Origin of the sequence: Flavobacterium sp. KACC 22761, from assembly GCF_034058155.1 — a bacterium.
Classification (GTDB): Bacteria; Bacteroidota; Bacteroidia; order Flavobacteriales; family Flavobacteriaceae; genus Flavobacterium.
In genome coordinates this window covers 3,005,892-3,024,616 of record NZ_CP139148.1, presented here as the reverse complement: position 1 = coordinate 3,024,616, position 18,725 = coordinate 3,005,892, and the positions used below count along the sequence as shown (strand labels likewise).

At 31.7% G+C, this 18,725-nt stretch carries 19 protein-coding genes; 16 read left to right on the top strand and 3 right to left on the bottom strand.

What is annotated here, in order from left to right; genetic code table 11:
* Positions 1-62: 62 nt before the first annotated feature.
* Complete coding sequence (locus SCB73_RS13095; RefSeq protein WP_320566672.1) at positions 63-1,301, top strand: transcriptional regulator; 1,239 nt, start codon at positions 63-65, stop codon at positions 1,299-1,301.
* A 495-nt stretch (positions 1,302-1,796) separates the two neighbouring features.
* Here SCB73_RS13095 and SCB73_RS13090 read toward each other — a convergent pair whose 3' ends face one another.
* Positions 1,797-2,249, bottom strand: a complete 453-nt coding sequence (locus SCB73_RS13090; RefSeq protein ID WP_320566671.1) for a hypothetical protein — start codon at positions 2,247-2,249, stop codon at positions 1,797-1,799.
* 183 nt (positions 2,250-2,432) lie between these two features.
* On the opposite strand from SCB73_RS13090, the gene SCB73_RS13085 reads away from it, so the two are divergent.
* The 5 genes from SCB73_RS13085 to SCB73_RS13065 all read left to right on the top strand — a co-directional run bounded on the left by SCB73_RS13085 (position 2,433) and on the right by SCB73_RS13065 (position 6,426).
* On the top strand, positions 2,433-3,044 hold the full coding sequence (locus SCB73_RS13085) for a hypothetical protein (protein WP_320566670.1): 612 nt from the start codon (positions 2,433-2,435) through the stop codon (positions 3,042-3,044).
* A 967-nt stretch (positions 3,045-4,011) separates the two neighbouring features.
* Positions 4,012-4,557: a hypothetical protein gene (locus SCB73_RS13080; RefSeq protein ID WP_320566669.1), complete on the top strand. Its 546-nt coding sequence runs from the start codon at positions 4,012-4,014 to the stop codon at positions 4,555-4,557.
* Positions 4,558-4,746: 189 nt separating this feature from the next.
* Positions 4,747-5,001, top strand: coding sequence for a hypothetical protein (locus SCB73_RS13075; protein WP_320566668.1), 255 nt, complete (start codon positions 4,747-4,749; stop codon positions 4,999-5,001).
* Between the two features lie 175 nt (positions 5,002-5,176).
* Positions 5,177-5,992 (top strand): DoxX family protein, encoded by an 816-nt coding sequence (locus tag SCB73_RS13070; protein WP_320566667.1) that lies wholly within the window; start codon positions 5,177-5,179, stop codon positions 5,990-5,992.
* Between the two features lie 125 nt (positions 5,993-6,117).
* Positions 6,118-6,426 (top strand): hypothetical protein, encoded by a 309-nt coding sequence (locus tag SCB73_RS13065; protein ID WP_320566666.1) that lies wholly within the window; start codon positions 6,118-6,120, stop codon positions 6,424-6,426.
* Positions 6,427-6,702: 276 nt separating this feature from the next.
* Here the strand turns inward: SCB73_RS13065 and SCB73_RS13060 are convergent, their stop codons facing one another.
* A complete protein-coding gene (locus SCB73_RS13060; RefSeq protein WP_320566665.1) occupies positions 6,703-7,761 on the bottom strand; it encodes a tetratricopeptide repeat protein in 1,059 nt (352 codons plus the stop codon).
* Between the two features lie 206 nt (positions 7,762-7,967).
* On the opposite strand from SCB73_RS13060, the gene SCB73_RS13055 reads away from it, so the two are divergent.
* Genes SCB73_RS13055 through SCB73_RS13045 form a run of 3 tightly spaced genes read left to right on the top strand, consistent with a single transcriptional unit; the run spans position 7,968 to position 9,147 of the window.
* Positions 7,968-8,339, top strand: coding sequence for a lysozyme inhibitor LprI family protein (locus tag SCB73_RS13055; RefSeq protein ID WP_320566664.1), 372 nt, complete (start codon positions 7,968-7,970; stop codon positions 8,337-8,339).
* A 39-nt stretch (positions 8,340-8,378) separates the two neighbouring features.
* Positions 8,379-8,873, top strand: a complete 495-nt coding sequence (locus SCB73_RS13050; protein ID WP_320566663.1) for an SRPBCC family protein — start codon at positions 8,379-8,381, stop codon at positions 8,871-8,873.
* Between the two features lies 1 nt (position 8,874).
* A complete protein-coding gene (locus tag SCB73_RS13045; RefSeq protein WP_320566662.1) occupies positions 8,875-9,147 on the top strand; it encodes a hypothetical protein in 273 nt (90 codons plus the stop codon).
* 93 nt (positions 9,148-9,240) lie between these two features.
* Here the strand turns inward: SCB73_RS13045 and SCB73_RS13040 are convergent, their stop codons facing one another.
* Positions 9,241-9,618, bottom strand: coding sequence for a GreA/GreB family elongation factor (locus tag SCB73_RS13040; RefSeq protein WP_320566661.1), 378 nt, complete (start codon positions 9,616-9,618; stop codon positions 9,241-9,243).
* Between the two features lie 604 nt (positions 9,619-10,222).
* On the opposite strand from SCB73_RS13040, the gene SCB73_RS13035 reads away from it, so the two are divergent.
* The 7 genes from SCB73_RS13035 (at position 10,223) to SCB73_RS13005 (ending at position 18,556) form a co-directional block, all read left to right on the top strand.
* On the top strand, positions 10,223-10,735 hold the full coding sequence (locus SCB73_RS13035; protein ID WP_320566660.1) for a hypothetical protein: 513 nt from the start codon (positions 10,223-10,225) through the stop codon (positions 10,733-10,735).
* Between the two features lie 247 nt (positions 10,736-10,982).
* Positions 10,983-12,890, top strand: coding sequence for a S9 family peptidase (locus SCB73_RS13030; protein WP_320566659.1), 1,908 nt, complete (start codon positions 10,983-10,985; stop codon positions 12,888-12,890).
* A 150-nt stretch (positions 12,891-13,040) separates the two neighbouring features.
* Entirely contained in the window at positions 13,041-13,784 is a 744-nt protein-coding gene (locus SCB73_RS13025; RefSeq protein ID WP_320566658.1) for a DUF6597 domain-containing transcriptional factor, read from the top strand.
* A 31-nt stretch (positions 13,785-13,815) separates the two neighbouring features.
* On the top strand, positions 13,816-14,241 hold the full coding sequence (locus SCB73_RS13020; protein WP_320566657.1) for a VOC family protein: 426 nt from the start codon (positions 13,816-13,818) through the stop codon (positions 14,239-14,241).
* A gap of 167 nt (positions 14,242-14,408) precedes the next feature.
* The gene (locus SCB73_RS13015; RefSeq protein WP_320566656.1) at positions 14,409-16,718 is read left to right on the top strand and encodes a type IA DNA topoisomerase; all 2,310 of its coding nucleotides are present in this window, start codon (positions 14,409-14,411) and stop codon (positions 16,716-16,718) included.
* Positions 16,719-16,987: 269 nt separating this feature from the next.
* A complete protein-coding gene (locus SCB73_RS13010; RefSeq protein ID WP_320566655.1) occupies positions 16,988-17,464 on the top strand; it encodes a DUF6265 family protein in 477 nt (158 codons plus the stop codon).
* A gap of 21 nt (positions 17,465-17,485) precedes the next feature.
* On the top strand, positions 17,486-18,556 hold the full coding sequence (locus SCB73_RS13005; protein ID WP_320566654.1) for a PQQ-binding-like beta-propeller repeat protein: 1,071 nt from the start codon (positions 17,486-17,488) through the stop codon (positions 18,554-18,556).
* Positions 18,557-18,725 lie beyond the last annotated feature (169 nt).

Here is an 18,725-nt window from a genome sequence, read left to right as displayed (position 1 = left end):
AGCAAGCTCACACAAGAACTATACAAATCAATAATATAAAACAACTTTGAACCAAAAAAAATATGGAATATCTAGCAAAATTCAAGGAAAACAATCCTTACTCAAACGTTGAGATAGAAACTAAACATATCAAAATATCAAAACCTTGGGATGATGATACATTCATAATTTTAATGGACAAATCTGAAGATTTTAGTGCTTTAGACAATGTTAAACTTATTGATTATTTGGCTGCGATTTATCATTATAGAGAAAAAAAAATAGAATTTATTTTTACTCCTATCGAAACTGATACAAGTCTATTAAAAAGAAAGTTTGACTATAATTTCAAAGATAAAACTTACAATTGTTATTTTGATAAATCTTCCAAAGCTTTAGAAATTTTGGCTAAAGGTTTTCAACAAACAAAAACTGCTACTAAAACAAATTATAGAGAATTAAGAATGTATAATGATTTTTATACTCTCGATGAGCAACCAGAATTTATAAAAGAATTTTATAAAGATTGTGAAGCGTTCTCTTTTTACATAAGTGGGGATTTTACTTCATTTGAAAATGATTTCACTTACTTTTTAAGATTATTAAACTTTTATATGGAATATTTTGATAGAGAAAGTCCTAAAATTATATTATATAGAAAAGAAACTCTGAAAGATGAATTTATTATCCCTTGCTTGAGTGAAGATGGTGATGAATTTCCGAAAAGTATAAATGCGCACAATATAGAATTAACGGTATTAGAAACTATTGATGTTGCAAACAAAACAGATGACATAAGATTACAATTTATCTTTTATTACCAAGTTTTAGAATATTGCACTTATTATTTTCTTGATAGTTCAATAAAAAAAGAACTTAATCAAATATTAAAAAAACCAGACATAAATTCTAAATCAAAAGAATATACTAAATCTATAATTGACAAATTGCAAGACCATTATTATAAATACAAAGATGATTCTATTAAAATGGAGAAAACAATTTTAGAGTTTATGTCAATTGATGATTTAAAATTAGAATTGTCTAAAAACTGTGAATTCTTTTGTAAAGACATAGAATTTGACGGCGGTTTGGTTATTAAAAAATTATTTAATAAAGTCGAAGATTTGGAAAGTGTAAATGAAAATTCATTAACCGCAATTAGAAAAAATATTGAAAAAATAAGAAATGTATTGGTTCATTTACGAGAACAAAGAGAAAATAAAGTCATATTACCAACACCAGACAATGATGTAAAACTGACTCCTTACCTTTTTCTAATAAAAAGAATTGCGGAAAAAATAGCTCTCCAATTTGAATAAATCTAGTCACTCGATAGCGCGGATTTGTAATCCGTACCTGCAACAGTAAAAGTCAATACATATAATCAAAATAAAAGCGATAAAGAAACATATAGCTTTTTATATTTATAGACAAAAGACCAATCTTTTGAGGGCGCAGATTATAAATCCGCGCTATCAAGTTACCTTTATCTTCAGCAGAAAACGATAATAATATTTAAATCAAAAACCACAAAAAAAACATATAAGATTTTACCTATATTTGCAAGCCAAATAACAATGTAAGTTCAAATTCAAAACTCTACACTGTATAATAATGAATCATTAATAAATTAACTATATAACCACAAATTATTATGGAAAAACATGAAAATCCAGGAGGTCCTAGACCTAGTCAATCTCCCCCATCAAGACCATCTTCGCCACCACCGCCGAGACCATCTTCACCGCCACCTTCCCCTAGGCCGTCATCGCCTGAGAGAGGTTCTGAACAACAGAAAGGAACACCACGGCCACCTAGAAGGTAATCACGAAATAAATTAGTATAAATGTCAATCCTAAAATCATTGCCACCATACTTGCGTAATTAAGAAATTTAGTTCGATTTGAATATTTTTCGGAAAGTTGATCATATTGATGAGCCTCATTTTGTAGCTTCTTTTTTTTGCATTTTTTTATTTTTTTTGCATTCGCATCAATTAATGCATCACACATTAAATAATCTTGTTCATTAGCTCTAAAACCAAAATGTTGGGATAAAAAATTAAGAATAATTCCTAAAAGAAATACTCCTCCTGATATTTTGACTAAAATATCACAAGGGAGTTTTTTTTCAGCAAGAAATTTAATCGTTTCGAGACAAACATATATTCCAGCTCCACAAAAAGAGACTATTAATAAATCTATTCTCTGAATACTATAAAACATTCCATCCCAAGATTGTTTTTTACGCTCTATTATTTTATCCATAAAAAATTATTTATACAAAGAAAATTTATATTATTACATAGTGTATAATTATTTATAATGAAAATATTGCTTTTCTTTCATTGGCATGGATTCATAACAAATAATTTAGAGTATTTTGAAATACAAATAAATATATAAAAGTAATTTTACAATAAAAGCTAAGCAAGTAAAAAAACAATTGAAATGACAAAAGTTTATGTTATAGAATCACCTTCCTTTTCAGATATACTTGATAATAGAAAAGAAGGAGGGGCATTGAGTAAAATTCTAGGTCTTTGTAAAATAAAAAATGAAGTCTATTCTGTTTCAGACTCTAAAACTTTACAAACTGCATTTAATAGAATTGCGGATGATATTAATTTATTGAAAAGTAACCTAGGAGGTGTATGTATCCATTTCTCATTACACGGTTCGGTGGATGGAATTGAATTGTCTGATAAAACATTTTTGCAGTGGCAAGTGCTATATAGCTTCATAAAAGATTTCAACATAAAAATAGACTACGTTAGACACGAAAGTGGTCGTTACATTCCTCCAACTTATTTAGTATTCTCCGTTTGTGATGGTTATTCCGCAAAATCAATTAAAGATTTTGATGATGATAATTATTCTACTTATACTGCATTAATTGGACCAACGGAGCCTGTTACTTGGGCAGATTCACTTTTAGCATATTCAATTTTTTACCATAATATTTTTATCAAACAATTGGGTATAGAAGTAGCTCTTGAAAACATGAACAAAACGGTAGGTTTAAAAGAAGTTTTTAAAGTTGATATAGATAATGGCTTATAATCGGGGGAAACCCGTTAGCGTGAATTTGCAATCCATGCTCGCAACAGTAAACCATAATACAGATCATTAAAACTAAAAGCTAAATTGAAACATGTAGCTTTTGTTTTATATTTACGAAGCACAATCTTTATAGACACGTATGGCAAATCCGCGCTATAATGGCATAATAAAATCTTTTATGAAGAAAAAGAAAAATTGGTTAACAATATTTGTCGAGACTTTACTTGATTTTATCTTAAAATGAAGATTCCATTATATAATTCCAATAACGTGGGAAAATAATTGTCAAAACAACGAACGTGAAAATAAATTTTAAACTTTTAGCAATTACTGCAACTATAGAAATTCTTTACTTCTATACAATGCGTTTTACTTTGATACTCCTTTTCTTTCTCTATTTTGGTTCTGGAGCCGGTGCTGAAAGTCAAACTGCAATTACATCAGAAAAAATAGCGACCTTTATCCTTATTCTACCGCCAATAATTTTTAATTTATATAAAATTTACAAACTGAAAAAAGAAAAAAAAATTAAAGAGCTTAATAGTTATTTGGTTTCATTAATAATATATTGCCTATTCATTACTTATCAATTTAATACCGGATATATAAGTCTCTAGAAAAACAATATGTTCTTCCGCTCACGCTAGCAGGGGGCATACACGAAGCTTTACGAGAAAAAATTACTCCATATTCCATTAAATTTAATTACAATTCATGCGAAATTCAACAAAAATTCTACTTGCTATTCTCCTTTTTATTATTGGAATCGGAACAAATATTGCTACCTCAAGAATAAACAATACATTAATTTCATTAATAAGCTTTGTGACTTATGTTTTAAGTTTCAGTTATATCATTTATATAGCAACAAAAAAAAAACAAACAATAATCTTAACCCGTTAGTCTTCATTTGCAACCCCGTCCGAAATAAAAAGTTAGCAATGGAAATCCAATAATTAGCAATTAAATGAACCTAGAAAACCATCCTTTTTTCAAAAAATATAAATATGTCAAAATTATATTATTAGTTCATTTCATATTTTCGTTTATTATTTGTGTTTCAATGCTTGTACATGGCATTAAAGACAAGGATATTTTAGGAACTTTTGCTAAAGCTTTTGATAATTATAAAGCTTTTAACAATCCTGAAAAATACCTCAAAAAAGAAATTTTTGTAATAGATACCGTTTTTATTGACATAGAAACATCTTCCAGTCAAGGAAAATCTACTTCTAGAGATATTACAGTAATTAGAGGCAATCTATTGCATTCTGCAAAGAAAAAAGAATTACGATTTACAGGAATGAATTTTAACTTCTTTCATGACACAAACATTGTAAACGAAAATATAAAACCGATTAAAGTGTGGCGAAATACTATTAATGACGACGTTTTTTTAGGAAACGAAAGAGAGTTTGAAAGGGCAAAAACTAATGCTGTTTTGCATATATACTTTTATTTTTCTCTTATTCCGCTTTTTATAATTCTGCTAATTTTAAAAAAGAAAACATAAAAAAAGTCACCAGCAAAAACCCATTAGCGCAGATTTGCACACGAGTGATAGCGAACTGGCGAAGTAATCCGTGTCCGCAACAACAAGACACAATACAAATAACTTAAAAAAGCCAATCTTTGTGGGCACGGATTGCAAATCCACGCTATCGGACGGTGAACTAGAAGAAGAATAAAAATAAAATACAAAATGGATAATCTTTGGTTTTGGAATGATATCGATGATATCTATTGCACTATTGCAGGCTTTGCACTAATAATTTTAGGCTACTTATTTACGAAGTTTTTTTGGAAATGGTGGAAAGAAGTTAAGAATCGAAAAACTTCTGTTAGTCAATCTAATGCTTTACAAGGATTTAGCGGAGGTATCGTATTTTTTGCAGTTGGACTAATGTTGCTCTATTATTCATTAGTTTTACCTCTTCTAAGATGGATAAAAGGTTAAAAGCTACTTGCGAATCCAGATTATTAAAAAAAGCATAAATAGTTCTACTTCACGCTCGCACTCGCTCTTTTTTTTATCACAAAAACAACACTAAATCAACATCTTAAAAATAATTTTATACATTTGATACTTGCCAAAATCTAATCATTAATAATTTTTTCTAACCTAACCACTAATGAAAGAACTTATTAAAATTGGCCGTATCTTTTATGGTATCGGCGTTGTTGCTTTAGGAATTCATCAACTTGTTCTCAAAGATTTTCGTTCCGAAATTTTAGCTCCTTTTCCGGCTTGGGCGCATGAATACACTTTTTTTTCTATCCTTGCGGGAATAATTTTAATCGTTGGCGGACTAATTATTTCGGGAGCAGTTAAAATCAAATTCTTCGATACCCGAAAGGTTTGTCTGTATTTAGGATTTGGTTTTCTCATTTCTGTCATCGCTTCGCATTTGCCTTATATGATTATGCTCAGCACTGAGAAAACTCCAGATTTTCAAGTTTGGATAAACGCTCTCGAAGCCCTAACCTATAGTGGCGGAGCGTTTGTAATGGCGAGATCATTTCCAAAAAACAATACTCCTGAAGACAAAAAGAATTTTACATCCTTCTTAGAAAAATTAATTCCGTGCGGACGCGTTTTTTATTCTATTTTGATCATCGTATTTGGATTGAGTCATTTTGCATTTGCCGGCTTTATCGCTACAATGGTTCCAAAATGGTTGCCATGGCCTATGTTTTGGACATACTTTTTTGGCGTTGCGCTTGTCGTTTCTGGAATATCAATCATTTTCAAAATAGTAATAAAACCAATTGCGCTTCTTTTGGCCTTGACACTTTTTCTCTTTTTTCTGTTCTTTCATATTCCCGATGCCGTTGCAAACCCATCAGCAGGTGGCGGAAACGAAATTGTACGTGCGCTTATATGCTTGCTTTTCTGCGGTATTGCATTAGTTATTGCGTTAACAAATGATTGTAAAAGACAACTTTAGTAGTAATATTGTAAAATAAAATTTCAAGAATTGTCCGTAATAACATCTGAACAGCTTTTAAGATTGTTCGACGCAAAAGTTTTCCATATTAAAAAAATCAATTCAAAATAAAACATTCTCACTCAATGGATTTTAATAAAAAATATCAAATAATATATGCTGTGATTTTTGTTTTCTTTATGTTTTATAAACCTGTGATTTGTTTTTCAATGCTAGGAACAGTTTTATTAATTTATGTCGTTTACACCGTTTTATACTTGAATGATATTAGTAAAAATGGCATAGAAATTAGAGGAGAAATTATATCTTATGAATCAGACGAAGAAAGGTACAAAACACCAATTATCGACTTTCAAATTGCTGAAGAAAAAAAAAACACAGGAAAACCCTTTTTTTTATACCTCATCAAATTTAGACCAATTTCGATTTTATAGGGAAAATATAAATAAAACTGTAAAAATAATTTACCATTCAAAAAGCCCTGAAAAATTCATTTTAAAAGATAATTCCAACGGCTTTGGTCTAATTATGCTAACCATTATTGGTTTAATTTTTACTGGTCTCGCAATCGGAAATCTACTTGGATACAATACTATATTTTGAATTCATATTAAAAGATAAATTTGTCCAACTTTCAAGAGTTCTAGATCAAAAATTTCACAATCCTAAAAGTTTTTAGGATTGCGAAATGATAGCAAAGAATATGTTTTCTAATTCGCCAAATAAGTATTCTCTTTAGTGATTTTTAAAATATTTTCAGGAACGGTATACCAAGCAATAAATTCATCCATTTTATCCTGATTAGCTGTTTGCCAAGCGTCAAATTCATCTTGTGCGCCCATCTGAAAAAGGTATTCATTGTACGTTTCAAACAAACCAGCGTCGAATAAGGTTTTTTGATACTCTAAAATCACATTTGAGAATTTCTTATAATCATCTTTAAAGTAGTTTTTAATAAATGCCGTTCTGATTTCTGAAAGTGATTTTAATGTAATTTCTTTTTGTCCAAGCAAACTCAACGAAAGATTTTTGCGATAAACAGCACAAAACGGGAGTTTTAAATTTTTAGCATCGACGTTGTCATCATTTACGTTTTTGCAGAAATCAATCTTAATTTCGTTGTCCTTAAATTGAATATTGTTTTTATATGTGTTGAAAAGTAATTCGCTTATTTTTTGTGTTCGTTTGGTCGTCCTTTCGATATTTACAAAAATTTCTCCATACATTAAACCTGCAAGTTTGTCATCTGAGTCTAAATACAATAATGAAGCTCTATAATAGTTTGAAGGATACATTGGATCAACTTCTATTCCTTTTTCGTAACTCAAAACGGCTTCCACATAGTTTTCTTGAGATTCATAAACAACGCCTTTTTCGAGGTACAATCTTCCAGCATTTGGGAATTTGGTCAATCCTTCTTCATAAATTTCAATAGCTTTTTTAGGATTTTTGACATAATCGTAATTGTTTCCTAGTAACTGATAAAGATCGGCTTCGACTCCAGCATAATTTTTGATTTTTTCCAGCTGATCAATCGCTTTTTGATATTCTTCTTTATGTGTATACGCCAATGCAATTTCATACGGATAAGCATAATCTTTAGGATCTGCTTTTTCGCATTCTTTTAAAATTGCAATACTTTCGTCGTATTTCCCTTCGTCTATTAATTTGGCTGCTTTATAAATTTCCTGGCATTTAAATTCTCTTTTTTGAGCTTGGATTGTTACAATAAAACATAGTGCAGTAAACAGAAAGAGGTTGTTTTTCATAAGATTAGGTTGTTTTTGGTTAAATCAAATATAAGCATCCTTTGTTTTCTATTGGTACGGAAAAGCATAATTGTATCAATATTTGTCTTCAAGTTTGGCGAAATACAAATTATCAAAACAAAAGTTATAAATAATCCTACAGCTTTTTTATATTTACACAGAGAACACCTTTCAACACTTCCAAAAGACAGTAAAATTTATATTAAATGAAAAACTTCCTTCTATATTCTACAACATTCTTTTTATTTAGTTGCAGCACTACTTTATTTGCACAGACGCAACTTGAAATGAATGAGACTGCCATTAATAATTTTAAAAAAGCAGATGATAAACTTAACCAAGTTTATAAGAATCTAATAAAAAAATTAGATGAAAAAGAAAAAAGTTTATTGATTGCAGCTCAGAAAAATTGGATAAAATTTAGAGATTCAAAATGTGATTTTGAAAAACAGGAATATGATGGCGGAAGTATTCAACCGTTAATTTATTATACCTGTCTTACGGAATGTACAGAAGAAAGAACTAAAGGTCTCAAAAGAAATTTGACCGATCGCGAAAGTAGATATGGTACTAACTAGAAATTGAATAAAAAACTTTAAGCATTAAAAATTTAAAGTATGGAAAACTTCGACTGGACATCATTCACCAAAAAAATAGCCATAAAAGCTAAAATCAGCAACATTTACAATGCTTGGACAATTGCAAATGAACTGGAAAAATGGTTTCTAGAAAAAGTATCTTTTTTTGATGCCAATGAAAAAACAATCGGCAAAGACCAAAATGTTTTGGAAGGCGCTACTTATGAATGGTTTTGGTATTTGTATAAAGATGCAATGAAAGGAAAAATTACTTCAACCAACGGAAAAGATCAATTGCAATTTACATTTGAAGGAAATTGTCTTGTTGATATAAAATTGACCGAAACGAATGGTTATACAATCGTCGAATTGCATCAACACAATATTCCGACAGATGATTATTCGAAACAAAATATAAGACTTGGCTGTTCAAACGGCTGGCATTTTTATTTGACCAATCTAAAATCGGTTTACGAAGGAGGATTGGATTTGCGTAATAAAAATGAGAATCTGAATCCGATGATTAATAATTAAAATGGGATATAATTTTTACAATACAGAAGAAGAGATTTTATATCTCAACAATTCTGGCGAATATGATACTTTGTCGTTTTTTAAATTCTGCGCAAATGATCTTCACAGAATAAATGAAAGAATCAAGAATGGAGAAACCATCAAAATCATTAAAGATCTTGATAAAGAATATGCTAAAACGTATATAATTGAAAACACCGCAGATTTTAAAAAGTGGGTTGAAAAAATATACAACGGAGGTTTTGAAAACTATCTCGAAACTGGAATGAAATAACTCATTTGCAAATTTTATCCGCAAAAAAAACATCCCAAAAAGCAAGTTCTTATTGGGATGTTTTATTTTAACTTAAACCGAAAACGAAACGTACTAAGCTTCTATTTCCACTTTTAAAATTTCTAGTTTTAAATTTCCTTTTTTAGTTGGCCAATCAATAATATTGCCTTCTTTGCATCCTACCATAGCAATACCTTCATCTGAAAGAACTGAAATTTTGTTTTTGCTTGCTTTTGCTTTTTCTGGACCCACAAGAAGAATTGTTTTTTCTTCATTCTTGTTGTGATCTTTGTAAGTAATTCTTCTGTTTATTGAAACAATGTCATGAGGCAAGTCTTTTCGCAATACTTGAGAAGCTTTTTTTAATTGGTTTAATAACAATTCTTCTTCCTCTACCGTTACTTTTTTTCTTCTTATATGATCCTTAATTAAATCGTAGGTTCCTGTTGTTAATATAATATTTTGTGACATGACTTTCTTCTTTGCTTCATTTCATCAAGACATACGACACAACTCTTCATTGAATATCACACACAAAGTGATTCATTCAATGATATCTTATCCTGAAAAAAAATGAAGATTAATACTTAATTTAAATCGTAAAAGATTTCCCTGTCTAGAGTTGTGACAGGGCAAAAGAAATAAACTCTTTTGAGTTTTTTAAGAATTTGTCGTCATGCAAATACAACAAGGTGTACATCAAGCACATCAAACAGCTGTTTACTAAGTATAAATTTGCAGTTTCCATTATTGTAAATCATTTTCATACTCAACAAATATATGTTTTTTCTTATAAATAAGCAAAACAACAAAAACACACTTATTTTCAAAACCTTACAAGCTATATCATTAAAAATCAATAACTTTACAATTACACGTTATACCTCTCCAAAACTTGACAGCTTACCTACCGCATTAAAATAAATCATTTACCCCAACGAAAATTATGAACCTCAGAAAACTATTTTGCATAGTATTCTGATTATTTCCTGTTTGTGGCTTCTGGCCTGATCTGATCAGGAAAAATAGACTGTACTTTTTAAAATTTTGTCTGTAAACAATTAAATCTACGAAAATGAAAAAATTTATTTTTTTAGTATTGTTGCTTTCATACGCCAATAATTTTTATTGCCAAAATCTAACCCTCGATGAATTAATCGCTTTGAGAAAAAGTGATGTAGCACAGGTGGAAGAATTTGTTACTCAAAAAAATTGGACTTTCCTTTCGGCAAATGCGCCTCAATATAACGAAATGGCAAGTGCAACATTTACCTACAACAAAAGCGCTACTAATGATTTGGCAGAAAGTTTCTTGACTTATGCTTACTCTGACACTGCAAATAGATTAAACTTGCAGTTTGCTAACAAAGACCAATACAATTCTTATATCAACAGACTTAAAGCTTTAGGATATGATTTTATCGTTTCTAAAGTTCAAAATGACGCCATTGTAAAACTATATCTCGGCAAAGGACTTACCATAGAACTAACCGTTTCTTCAAAAAATGAAAACAATAGTACCAGAACAAGTTATAATCTTTTGATTACAAGCTCAAACGATTATCTTATTTCATTTGTAGATCAATAATTGTTTCTTCTTCCTAAAAAAACTTCAACTATACTCTTCTTTTTAAAATTAACCGCTGCGAAGTCTTCTAACTTTTCGAATGCGCTAACAATCTGCGCGAAAATAAAACTTAAATACGTAGATTTTTTATTGCAAACTTTTTCTTATTTTTGAAATTACACAACACAGATTTTCAACACAATACATTATTGAAAATCTTATTCTTTTTTAGCAGTTCGTAATTCCCAAAACCTCAAAAAAGCAAAATATGATTAAAAAATCCGTTTTATCTGTTTTAGTTGTTTTAGCCTTGGTTTTAAATTCCTGCAAACAGGAGCCAAAAGAAACACCTGCCCCATTAATTGATGTAAAAACGTTCTTCAAAAATGGAGAAAAAAGCTCTTTCCGAATTTCGCCAGATGGAAACTACTTTAGTTATCGTGCAGATTACAAAGGAAAAACCAACATTTTTGTTCAGAAAGTAAATGATACCAAAGCGGTTCGTGTAACCAACGATACTTTGCGAAGCATTTTCAATTATTTCTGGAAAGGCGACCGAATTGTTTATGCGCAGGACGTGGGCGGTGACGAAAATTTTCAACTTTTTTCAGTAAAAGCAGACGGAACCGACTTAAAAGCTTTAACACCTTTTCCGGGTATCAGGAGCGATATTACAGACGCTTTGATTGACATTCCAGGAAAAGAAAAAGAACTGATAGTGCAAATCAATAAAAGAGTTAAAGAGTATTTTGATCCTTATATTTTGAATGTCGAAACCGGAACTTTGACATTGCTTTACAATAATAAAGAAAACTTTGACGGTTGGGTTACCGATAATAATGGCGTTATTCGTCTGGCTTCAAAAACAGATGGTGTAAACATTACATGGAATTACAGAAATTCTGAAAAAGAGCCATTTACGCCTTTGGTCACTACTACTTTCAAAGATGTTTTTACGCCTGCCTCTTTTGACAAAGACAATAAAAATATCTATGCATTGAGCAATATCGGGAAAGACAAAGTGGTTTTGGTTGAATATGATCCAGTTGCCAAAAAAAATGTGAAAGAATTATATGCTGACAGCAAATATGACTTAGACGGCATTAATTACGATCGAAAAAAACAAGCTTTAACTTCTGTTGATTGGGAAGCCGAGAAACAAGAAAAACACTTCTTTGATAAAGATTGGGAAGCAATCAACAACAATTTGAAAAAACAAATTGAAGGTTATGAAACTGATATTGTAAGCTACGATGATGCGAGAACAAAAGCCATCGTTTGGGCAGGAAATGACAGAACTCCAGGAAAATTCTATTTGTATGATTTTAAAACTTCAAATATAAAAGAAGTCGCAGATCCTTATCCTTGGATTAAGGAAAATCAAATGAGCCACATCAAACCGATAACGTACAAATCAAGAGATGGTTTAGAAATTCACGGTTACTTGACACTTCCGTTAGGAATTGAGCCTAAAAACCTTCCTGTAATCATCAATCCGCATGGCGGGCCTTGGGCAAGAGACGGCTGGTATTACAATCCGGAAGTTCAGTTTTTGGCCAATCGCGGTTATGCTGTTCTGCAAATGAACTACAGAGGAAGCACGGGTTACGGAAAGAAATTTTGGGAATCAAGCTTCAAACAATGGGGAAAAACCATGCAAGACGATATTACCGATGGTGTTGAATGGCTAAAAAAAGAAGGCATTGCCGATGAAAATCGTATTGCAATTTATGGCGGAAGTTATGGCGGTTATGCAACACTTGCCGGAATTACTTTTACACCAGATTTATATGCTGCCGCAGTGGATTACGTGGGCGTGAGCAACTTATTTACGTTCATGAATACGATTCCGCCTTATTGGAAACCGTATTTAGATCAGTTTCACGAAATGGTGGGCGATCCTAAAAAAGACAGTTTATTGCTTGCCTCTGCATCGCCAGCTTTGCATGCTGATAAAATCAAAACGCCTTTATTCATTGCACAAGGAGCAAATGATCCAAGAGTAAACAAAGCAGAAAGCGACCAAATGGTTGAAGCTTTAAAAAAACGTGGCGTCGTGGTAGAATATATGGTGAAAAATGATGAAGGACATGGTTTTAGAAATCAAAATAATCGCTTTGATTTTTATGGTGCGATGGAAAAATTCTTAGACAAACATCTGAAACAGAAAAAATAATTTTTGTTCTGTAAAAAGAAATCTTAAACCTAGCAATTAGGCTACACAAAACGCTACAGGAAAATATTCTTTGTAGCGTTTTTATTTATTAAAAAGAAAATATCAATCTTTGTAATACTACTTTATACATCAACTTAAATCAAGTAAACAATGAATTACAAAGAAATTAAACCCGCAGGATTTTTGACCAACTTTGTACAGTGTTTTTGGTATTATGAAACCACTGATCTCGAAGTAGAACACACTATTTTACCCGATGGTTATTTTGATTTAATAGCCAAATTTGAAAATGATGTTTTAGCAACCTTAAAACTAACTGGCATTTGGACAAAACCAAAAGATATTCTAATTCCAAAAAACACAAAATTCTTTGCCATCCGATTCAAGCTTTTGGCACTTGAATATCTTTTTCAAAAAGAAATCAAATCTATTTTAGATACTGCCTTAAACTTGCCTTTTCATTTTTGGAATTTCGACACATATAAATCTGATGAGTTTGAGAAATTTGTTCACGAAACTTCGGCAAGATTAGAAACTTCGCTTAAATATTTAAACGAAATAGACAGCCGAAAATTAAGACTTTTCGAAATTGTCTATCAGCAAAAAACAAAATCGGTTTCTGAACTTTCTGGCCAGATTTTTTGGAACAGCAGACAGATCAACCGCTATTTTAGTTCGCAATTTGGAATTCCACTGAAAGAGTTTTTAAAAATTGTTCGCTGCAATGCTTCTTATGAAGAAATTTCAAATGGCAATATTAGTCTGCAAGCTGATTTTTTTGATCAAGCGCATTTCATTAAAGAAATAAAAAAATACACCGGCGTTACACCAAAAGAATTGAGCAAAAATAAAAACGACCGATTTTTACAATTATCAAAAACAGAAGAAAAATAGTTTTGTTGTATAATTTTTAAATTCAATCAAAATGCAAATAAGCAAACTTTCTCCTAATTTTGAAGTAACCGACATTAAAAAAACTGTTGATTTTTACACAGAAAACTTCGGTTTTAAACTTATTATGGCTGTTCCAGAAACTCAAGACGGCGTTGAACAAACTTTAGCAAAAAACAAAGAATATGTTTATGCTATGATGCAAAAAGACAATGTAGAATTCATGTTTCAGCGTTCAGACACCTTCAAAAATGATGTTCTTTTCACCAAAGATTTACCAATAGGTGCAACAGTCTCTTTTTATATGGATATTGAAGGCATAACTGAATTTTATTCGACTCTTAAAAATAAAAATCTTGAAATAACAGATCTGAAAACCACTTGGTACGGAATGACAGAATTCTATTTAAAAGATCTGAATGGGTATATTCTTGGTTTTGCCGAGAAAAAAGAATTGTAAATTATCATTGAAAAGCTGCAGAAAATATTGTTGCAGCTTTTTCATTTAATAAAAATCAAACCCGAATTTTAATCATTCAAAAAAAACCTTTGCCCCTTTGTTCCTTAGAACCTTTGCCCCTTTCCAAAAAAATTCCCTAATTTCGCTGTCCAACAAGAAATGAAAAAATGAAGGTCTGTATTGCTGAGAAACCAAGTGTAGCGCGTGAAATTGCATCCGTTTTGGGTGCTAATACCAAGCACGATGGCTATTACGAAGGCAACGGTTATGCAGTGACCTATACTTTCGGGCATTTATGTACCTTGAAAGAACCCAATGATTACAAACCGCATTGGAAAAGCTGGGATTTGAACAATCTGCCGATGCTTCCTGAAAAGTTCGAAACCAAAGTCGTTCAGAATTCGGGAATCCAGAAACAGTTTAAAATCATTAAAAGTCTTTTTGACAAAGCCGAAGTGGTCATCAACTGCGGGGATGCTGGACAAGAAGGAGAATTGATTCAGCGTTGGGTCATGAACGAAGCCCATTACAAAGGCGAAATTCAGCGTTTATGGATTTCATCTTTGACGACCGAAGCCATCAAAGAAGGTTTTGAAAACCTGAAACCGTCAGCCAATTACGATAATTTATATTACGCCGGATTTTCAAGAGCGATTGGAGATTGGCTTTTAGGCATGAATGCGACGCGTTTGTACACCGTAAAACATGGTGGGTACAAACAAGTTTTATCTATTGGGCGCGTACAAACGCCAACACTGGCAATGGTTGTGGATCGTTTTAGAGAAATCGAAAACTTCAAACCGCAGCCGTATTGGGAATTACAGACTTTATATAGAGAAACGCTTTTTAGTTATGAAGAAGGTCGTTTTTTAAACAAAGAAGACGGAGAAATTCTGGCCGAAAAAGTAAAAGAAAGTGATTTCGAAATTGTTTCGGTTGACAAAAAGAACGGAAACGAATATGCTCCAAAGCTTTTTGATTTAACAGGATTGCAAGTTTATTGCAACCAGAAATTTGGGTTTTCGGCAGAAGAAACGCTGAAAATCGCACAGACCTTATACGAACAAAAAGTAATTACATATCCCAGAGTTGATACGACTTTTTTGCCGGGAGATATTTATCCGAAAGTGCCGGGAATTCTGCAAAAATTAACTAATTATGCCGAATTGACCCAACCCATTTTGGAGAAAAAAATAAAAAAATCACCAAAGGTTTTCAATGACAAAAAAGTAACCGATCACCACGCTATTATTCCAACCGGAATTCAAAATAATCTGCCATACAACCAACAGCAGGTTTATGATATAATTACAAGACGTTTTATTGCTGTTTTTTATGATGATTGTTTGGTTGCCAATACGACCGTAATTGGAAAAGCGGCAGAAGTGACTTTTAAAGCAACAGGAAAAGAAATCTTAAAAAAAGGTTTCCGCGTAGTATTTGAAGATCCAAATGCAAAAGAAAAAGAACCCGATTTACTGCCAAGTTTTGTTGTAGGCGAAAAAGGGCCTCATGAACCTTCTTTTCTTCAAAAAGAAACCAAACCGCCCAATCAGTTTACCGAAGCGACTTTACTGCGCGCCATGGAAACTGCTGGAAAACAAGTTGATGACGAAGATTTGCGTGAATTGATGAAAGAAAACGGAATCGGGCGTCCGTCAACGCGTGCGAATATCATCGAGACACTTTTCAAACGTCAGTATATTGTTCGAAACAAAAAACAGGTTTTGCCAACTTTAACCGGAATTCAATTGATTGATACTATTCAGAATGAATTGGTCAAGTCAGCCGAACTTACTGGAACTTGGGAAAAGCAATTGAAAGATATCGAAAAAGGAACTTTCACTGCTGCTGCGTTTATCCGAAACATGAAAAGAATGGTGGAAGCTTTGGTTTATGAAGTCCGAAGCGAAACAAAACATGCCAATATTTCGCATGCAGCAACAATTCAAAAACCTGTTGTAAAAGCAGAAAAAGAGAAAAAGAAAACTTCTGGCATTACAGCAGAAACTTGTCCGAAATGCCAAAAAGGAAACCTGATAAAAGGAAAATCGGCTTTTGGATGCAGTGAATACAAATCGGGTTGTGATTTTGTATTGCCTTTTGTTTTTCATGATAAAAAAATCACGGAAAGCCAATATTTGCGATTGATTCAAAAAGGTTCGACGGTAAACATAAAAGGCTTCAAAACTGATTCTGAAACTGTTGAAGGATTGATTCGTTTTGAGGAAAATTACAAATTGAAATTAGAACCGAAGAAAACAGAGAAAAAAGCTGAAACTAAAGAAAGTCCAGATGCTTTGACTTGTCCAAAATGCAAAAAAGGAACCATCCTAAAAGGCAAAACTGCGTACGGCTGTGCCGAATACAAATCGGGTTGCGATTTCAAAGTGACTTTCGACGAAGTTCGAGCAAAACTAAAAGATCAAAAACCTACTAAAGAACTGGTTTACTCAATTTTGTCTGAAAGCGTTTAGTTTTTAGCCGCTCCCGATAGCTATCGGGATAAAAGGATTCACACAGATTTTTTCTGCCACTAATTACGCGAATTTCCACAAATTTTTCCCGCAGATTTGACACATTTAATTTTGCAATTTGTATTGTAAAAATCTGTCAAATCTGCTAAATCTGCGGGAGATATAAATTTTCCCTGTTTTCAAAAATCATTCCCTGAAAATCAGTATTATTCGTTGCAAACATTTTTTTCTTATTTTAGTACTTCAATACAAAATCAAAACGGAAAAATATGTTTCAGAAAATTACCCTTATCGCCCTAGTTATAACTTTTGTTTCGTGCCAGAAAAAAGAAACAGTTGAAAAAGACAAAATCAAGAAAGCCGATTGGTTGATTGGAAATTGGGAAAATACTTCTGATGAAGGTGTTTTATCTGAAAACTGGCAAAAACTTAATGACAGTACTTTTAGCGCCTCCTCTTATTTCATTAAAGGAAAAGACACGCTGCATTTTGAAACTATTATTTTGGCTCAATTAGGCGAAACCTTGACTTATAAAGCAACCGTAAGAGGTCAAAATGAAGACAAACCTGTTTTCTTTCCGTCAACTTCTGAAACCGATCAAAAATTAGTTTTCGAAAATCCGAAACATGATTATCCCCAAAAAATCACGTACACAAAAGGGCAAAACAACACTTTAACTGCTGAAATTTCGGGAAATTTAAATGGAAAACCAAGTTCTGAAAAATTTGTGATGACTAAGAAATAACATTTTATAACAAGCTAAAATATGAGAATAAAAATCCTACTATTTGTCAGCTTTTTTGCAACACTAATCACTTTGCAAGCACAAAGCATTATTGCTAAAATAAATTTTCAAAACAAAAATTTAATATTTGGGAGCTTAAATAAAAATTTATATTCCCTGAATATCGATACTAAAAATACAAATTGGGTTTTTAATGCCGAAAATGAAATATACAGTCAGGCAGAAATTAAAGAAAATAAGATTTTCATTGGTGATGGCAACGCAATGGTTTATTGCGTTGGAGCTGATGGAAAGCAAATCTGGAAAATAAACCTTGGCACTTATAGCCCAATAGCAAATAAACCAACGCTTGTAGATAATAATCTGTATGTAACATCGGCATCGAGTTTATTTATTCTTGATCCTCGAGACGGCTCAACACTAGGAAAATTCTATGCCGATGCGCCAATTAGTTCTCCTGTTTCATTTAAGGATAATTCGATTTTTATTGGTGACACAAAAGGAAAAATATACAAACTGAGTTTACAAGGATCTTTAGTCGAATCTTATCAATGCGCTTCTGCAGGTGTTTTTGGAAAAATAGTTGTGGATCAAAACAATCTTTTTTTTGGCAGCAACGATATGAATTTTTACAAATTTAACTTAGATGAAAAGAAAGTGGTTGCAAAAATCATTACAAATGAATGGATTTCCTCAACTCCAGCAATTGATGGAAATTTTATTTTCTTTGGCAATGACGGAGGCTTCTTTTATTGTCTTGACAAAACAACCATGACAACAAGATGGAAATTTAAAGCCAATGCTAGTACCTGTACAGAATCGCTTATAATTGGCAATAAAATCTTCTTTGGAAGTGATGATAAAAACCTTTACGTTTTAGATAAAGCTACAGGAAAACTAATCAAAAAATTTCCAGCAAAAGGAAAAATAAAATCAAGTCCAGTACTGATTGAAAATGCTATTTATTTTGCAGATGAATCGGGTGAAGTTTATAAAATAAGTACTGATTTAGCGACAATCAAATCTATTTTTAAAGCAACAAGAGAAAATTCAAACACATCGCCAAAAGTGATTGAAACTGCAAAGAAGTAATTTTTTCAATTATATAATCATAAATAAAGAATTAAAGAACGCAATCAATTGATATAATTTGAAATATAAATACAATTATATTAGAGCTACCATGATTTTTTGCCTCATAGGTGTCATTATTCCAGGATTTACTGTTATTTTTTTAGTTTGTGGTCAGTTCATTCTACAA

Bases quoted from the DNA above. Each gene is read 5' to 3' on its own strand.
- SCB73_RS13095 (WP_320566672.1), top strand. From the start codon at position 63: ATGGAATATCTAGCAAAATTCAAGGAAAACAATCCTTACTCAAACGTT.
- SCB73_RS13090 (WP_320566671.1), bottom strand. From the start codon at position 2,249: ATGGATAAAATAATAGAGCGTAAAAAACAATCTTGGGATGGAATGTTT.
- SCB73_RS13085 (WP_320566670.1), top strand. From the start codon at position 2,433: ATGACAAAAGTTTATGTTATAGAATCACCTTCCTTTTCAGATATACTT.
- SCB73_RS13080 (WP_320566669.1), top strand. From the start codon at position 4,012: ATGAACCTAGAAAACCATCCTTTTTTCAAAAAATATAAATATGTCAAA.
- SCB73_RS13075 (WP_320566668.1), top strand. From the start codon at position 4,747: ATGGATAATCTTTGGTTTTGGAATGATATCGATGATATCTATTGCACT.
- SCB73_RS13070 (WP_320566667.1), top strand. From the start codon at position 5,177: ATGAAAGAACTTATTAAAATTGGCCGTATCTTTTATGGTATCGGCGTT.
- SCB73_RS13065 (WP_320566666.1), top strand. From the start codon at position 6,118: ATGGATTTTAATAAAAAATATCAAATAATATATGCTGTGATTTTTGTT.
- SCB73_RS13060 (WP_320566665.1), bottom strand. From the start codon at position 7,761: ATGAAAAACAACCTCTTTCTGTTTACTGCACTATGTTTTATTGTAACA.
- SCB73_RS13055 (WP_320566664.1), top strand. From the start codon at position 7,968: ATGAAAAACTTCCTTCTATATTCTACAACATTCTTTTTATTTAGTTGC.
- SCB73_RS13050 (WP_320566663.1), top strand. From the start codon at position 8,379: ATGGAAAACTTCGACTGGACATCATTCACCAAAAAAATAGCCATAAAA.
- SCB73_RS13045 (WP_320566662.1), top strand. From the start codon at position 8,875: ATGGGATATAATTTTTACAATACAGAAGAAGAGATTTTATATCTCAAC.
- SCB73_RS13040 (WP_320566661.1), bottom strand. From the start codon at position 9,618: ATGTCACAAAATATTATATTAACAACAGGAACCTACGATTTAATTAAG.
- SCB73_RS13035 (WP_320566660.1), top strand. From the start codon at position 10,223: ATGAAAAAATTTATTTTTTTAGTATTGTTGCTTTCATACGCCAATAAT.
- SCB73_RS13030 (WP_320566659.1), top strand. From the start codon at position 10,983: ATGATTAAAAAATCCGTTTTATCTGTTTTAGTTGTTTTAGCCTTGGTT.
- SCB73_RS13025 (WP_320566658.1), top strand. From the start codon at position 13,041: ATGAATTACAAAGAAATTAAACCCGCAGGATTTTTGACCAACTTTGTA.
- SCB73_RS13020 (WP_320566657.1), top strand. From the start codon at position 13,816: ATGCAAATAAGCAAACTTTCTCCTAATTTTGAAGTAACCGACATTAAA.
- SCB73_RS13015 (WP_320566656.1), top strand. From the start codon at position 14,409: ATGAAGGTCTGTATTGCTGAGAAACCAAGTGTAGCGCGTGAAATTGCA.
- SCB73_RS13010 (WP_320566655.1), top strand. From the start codon at position 16,988: ATGTTTCAGAAAATTACCCTTATCGCCCTAGTTATAACTTTTGTTTCG.
- SCB73_RS13005 (WP_320566654.1), top strand. From the start codon at position 17,486: ATGAGAATAAAAATCCTACTATTTGTCAGCTTTTTTGCAACACTAATC.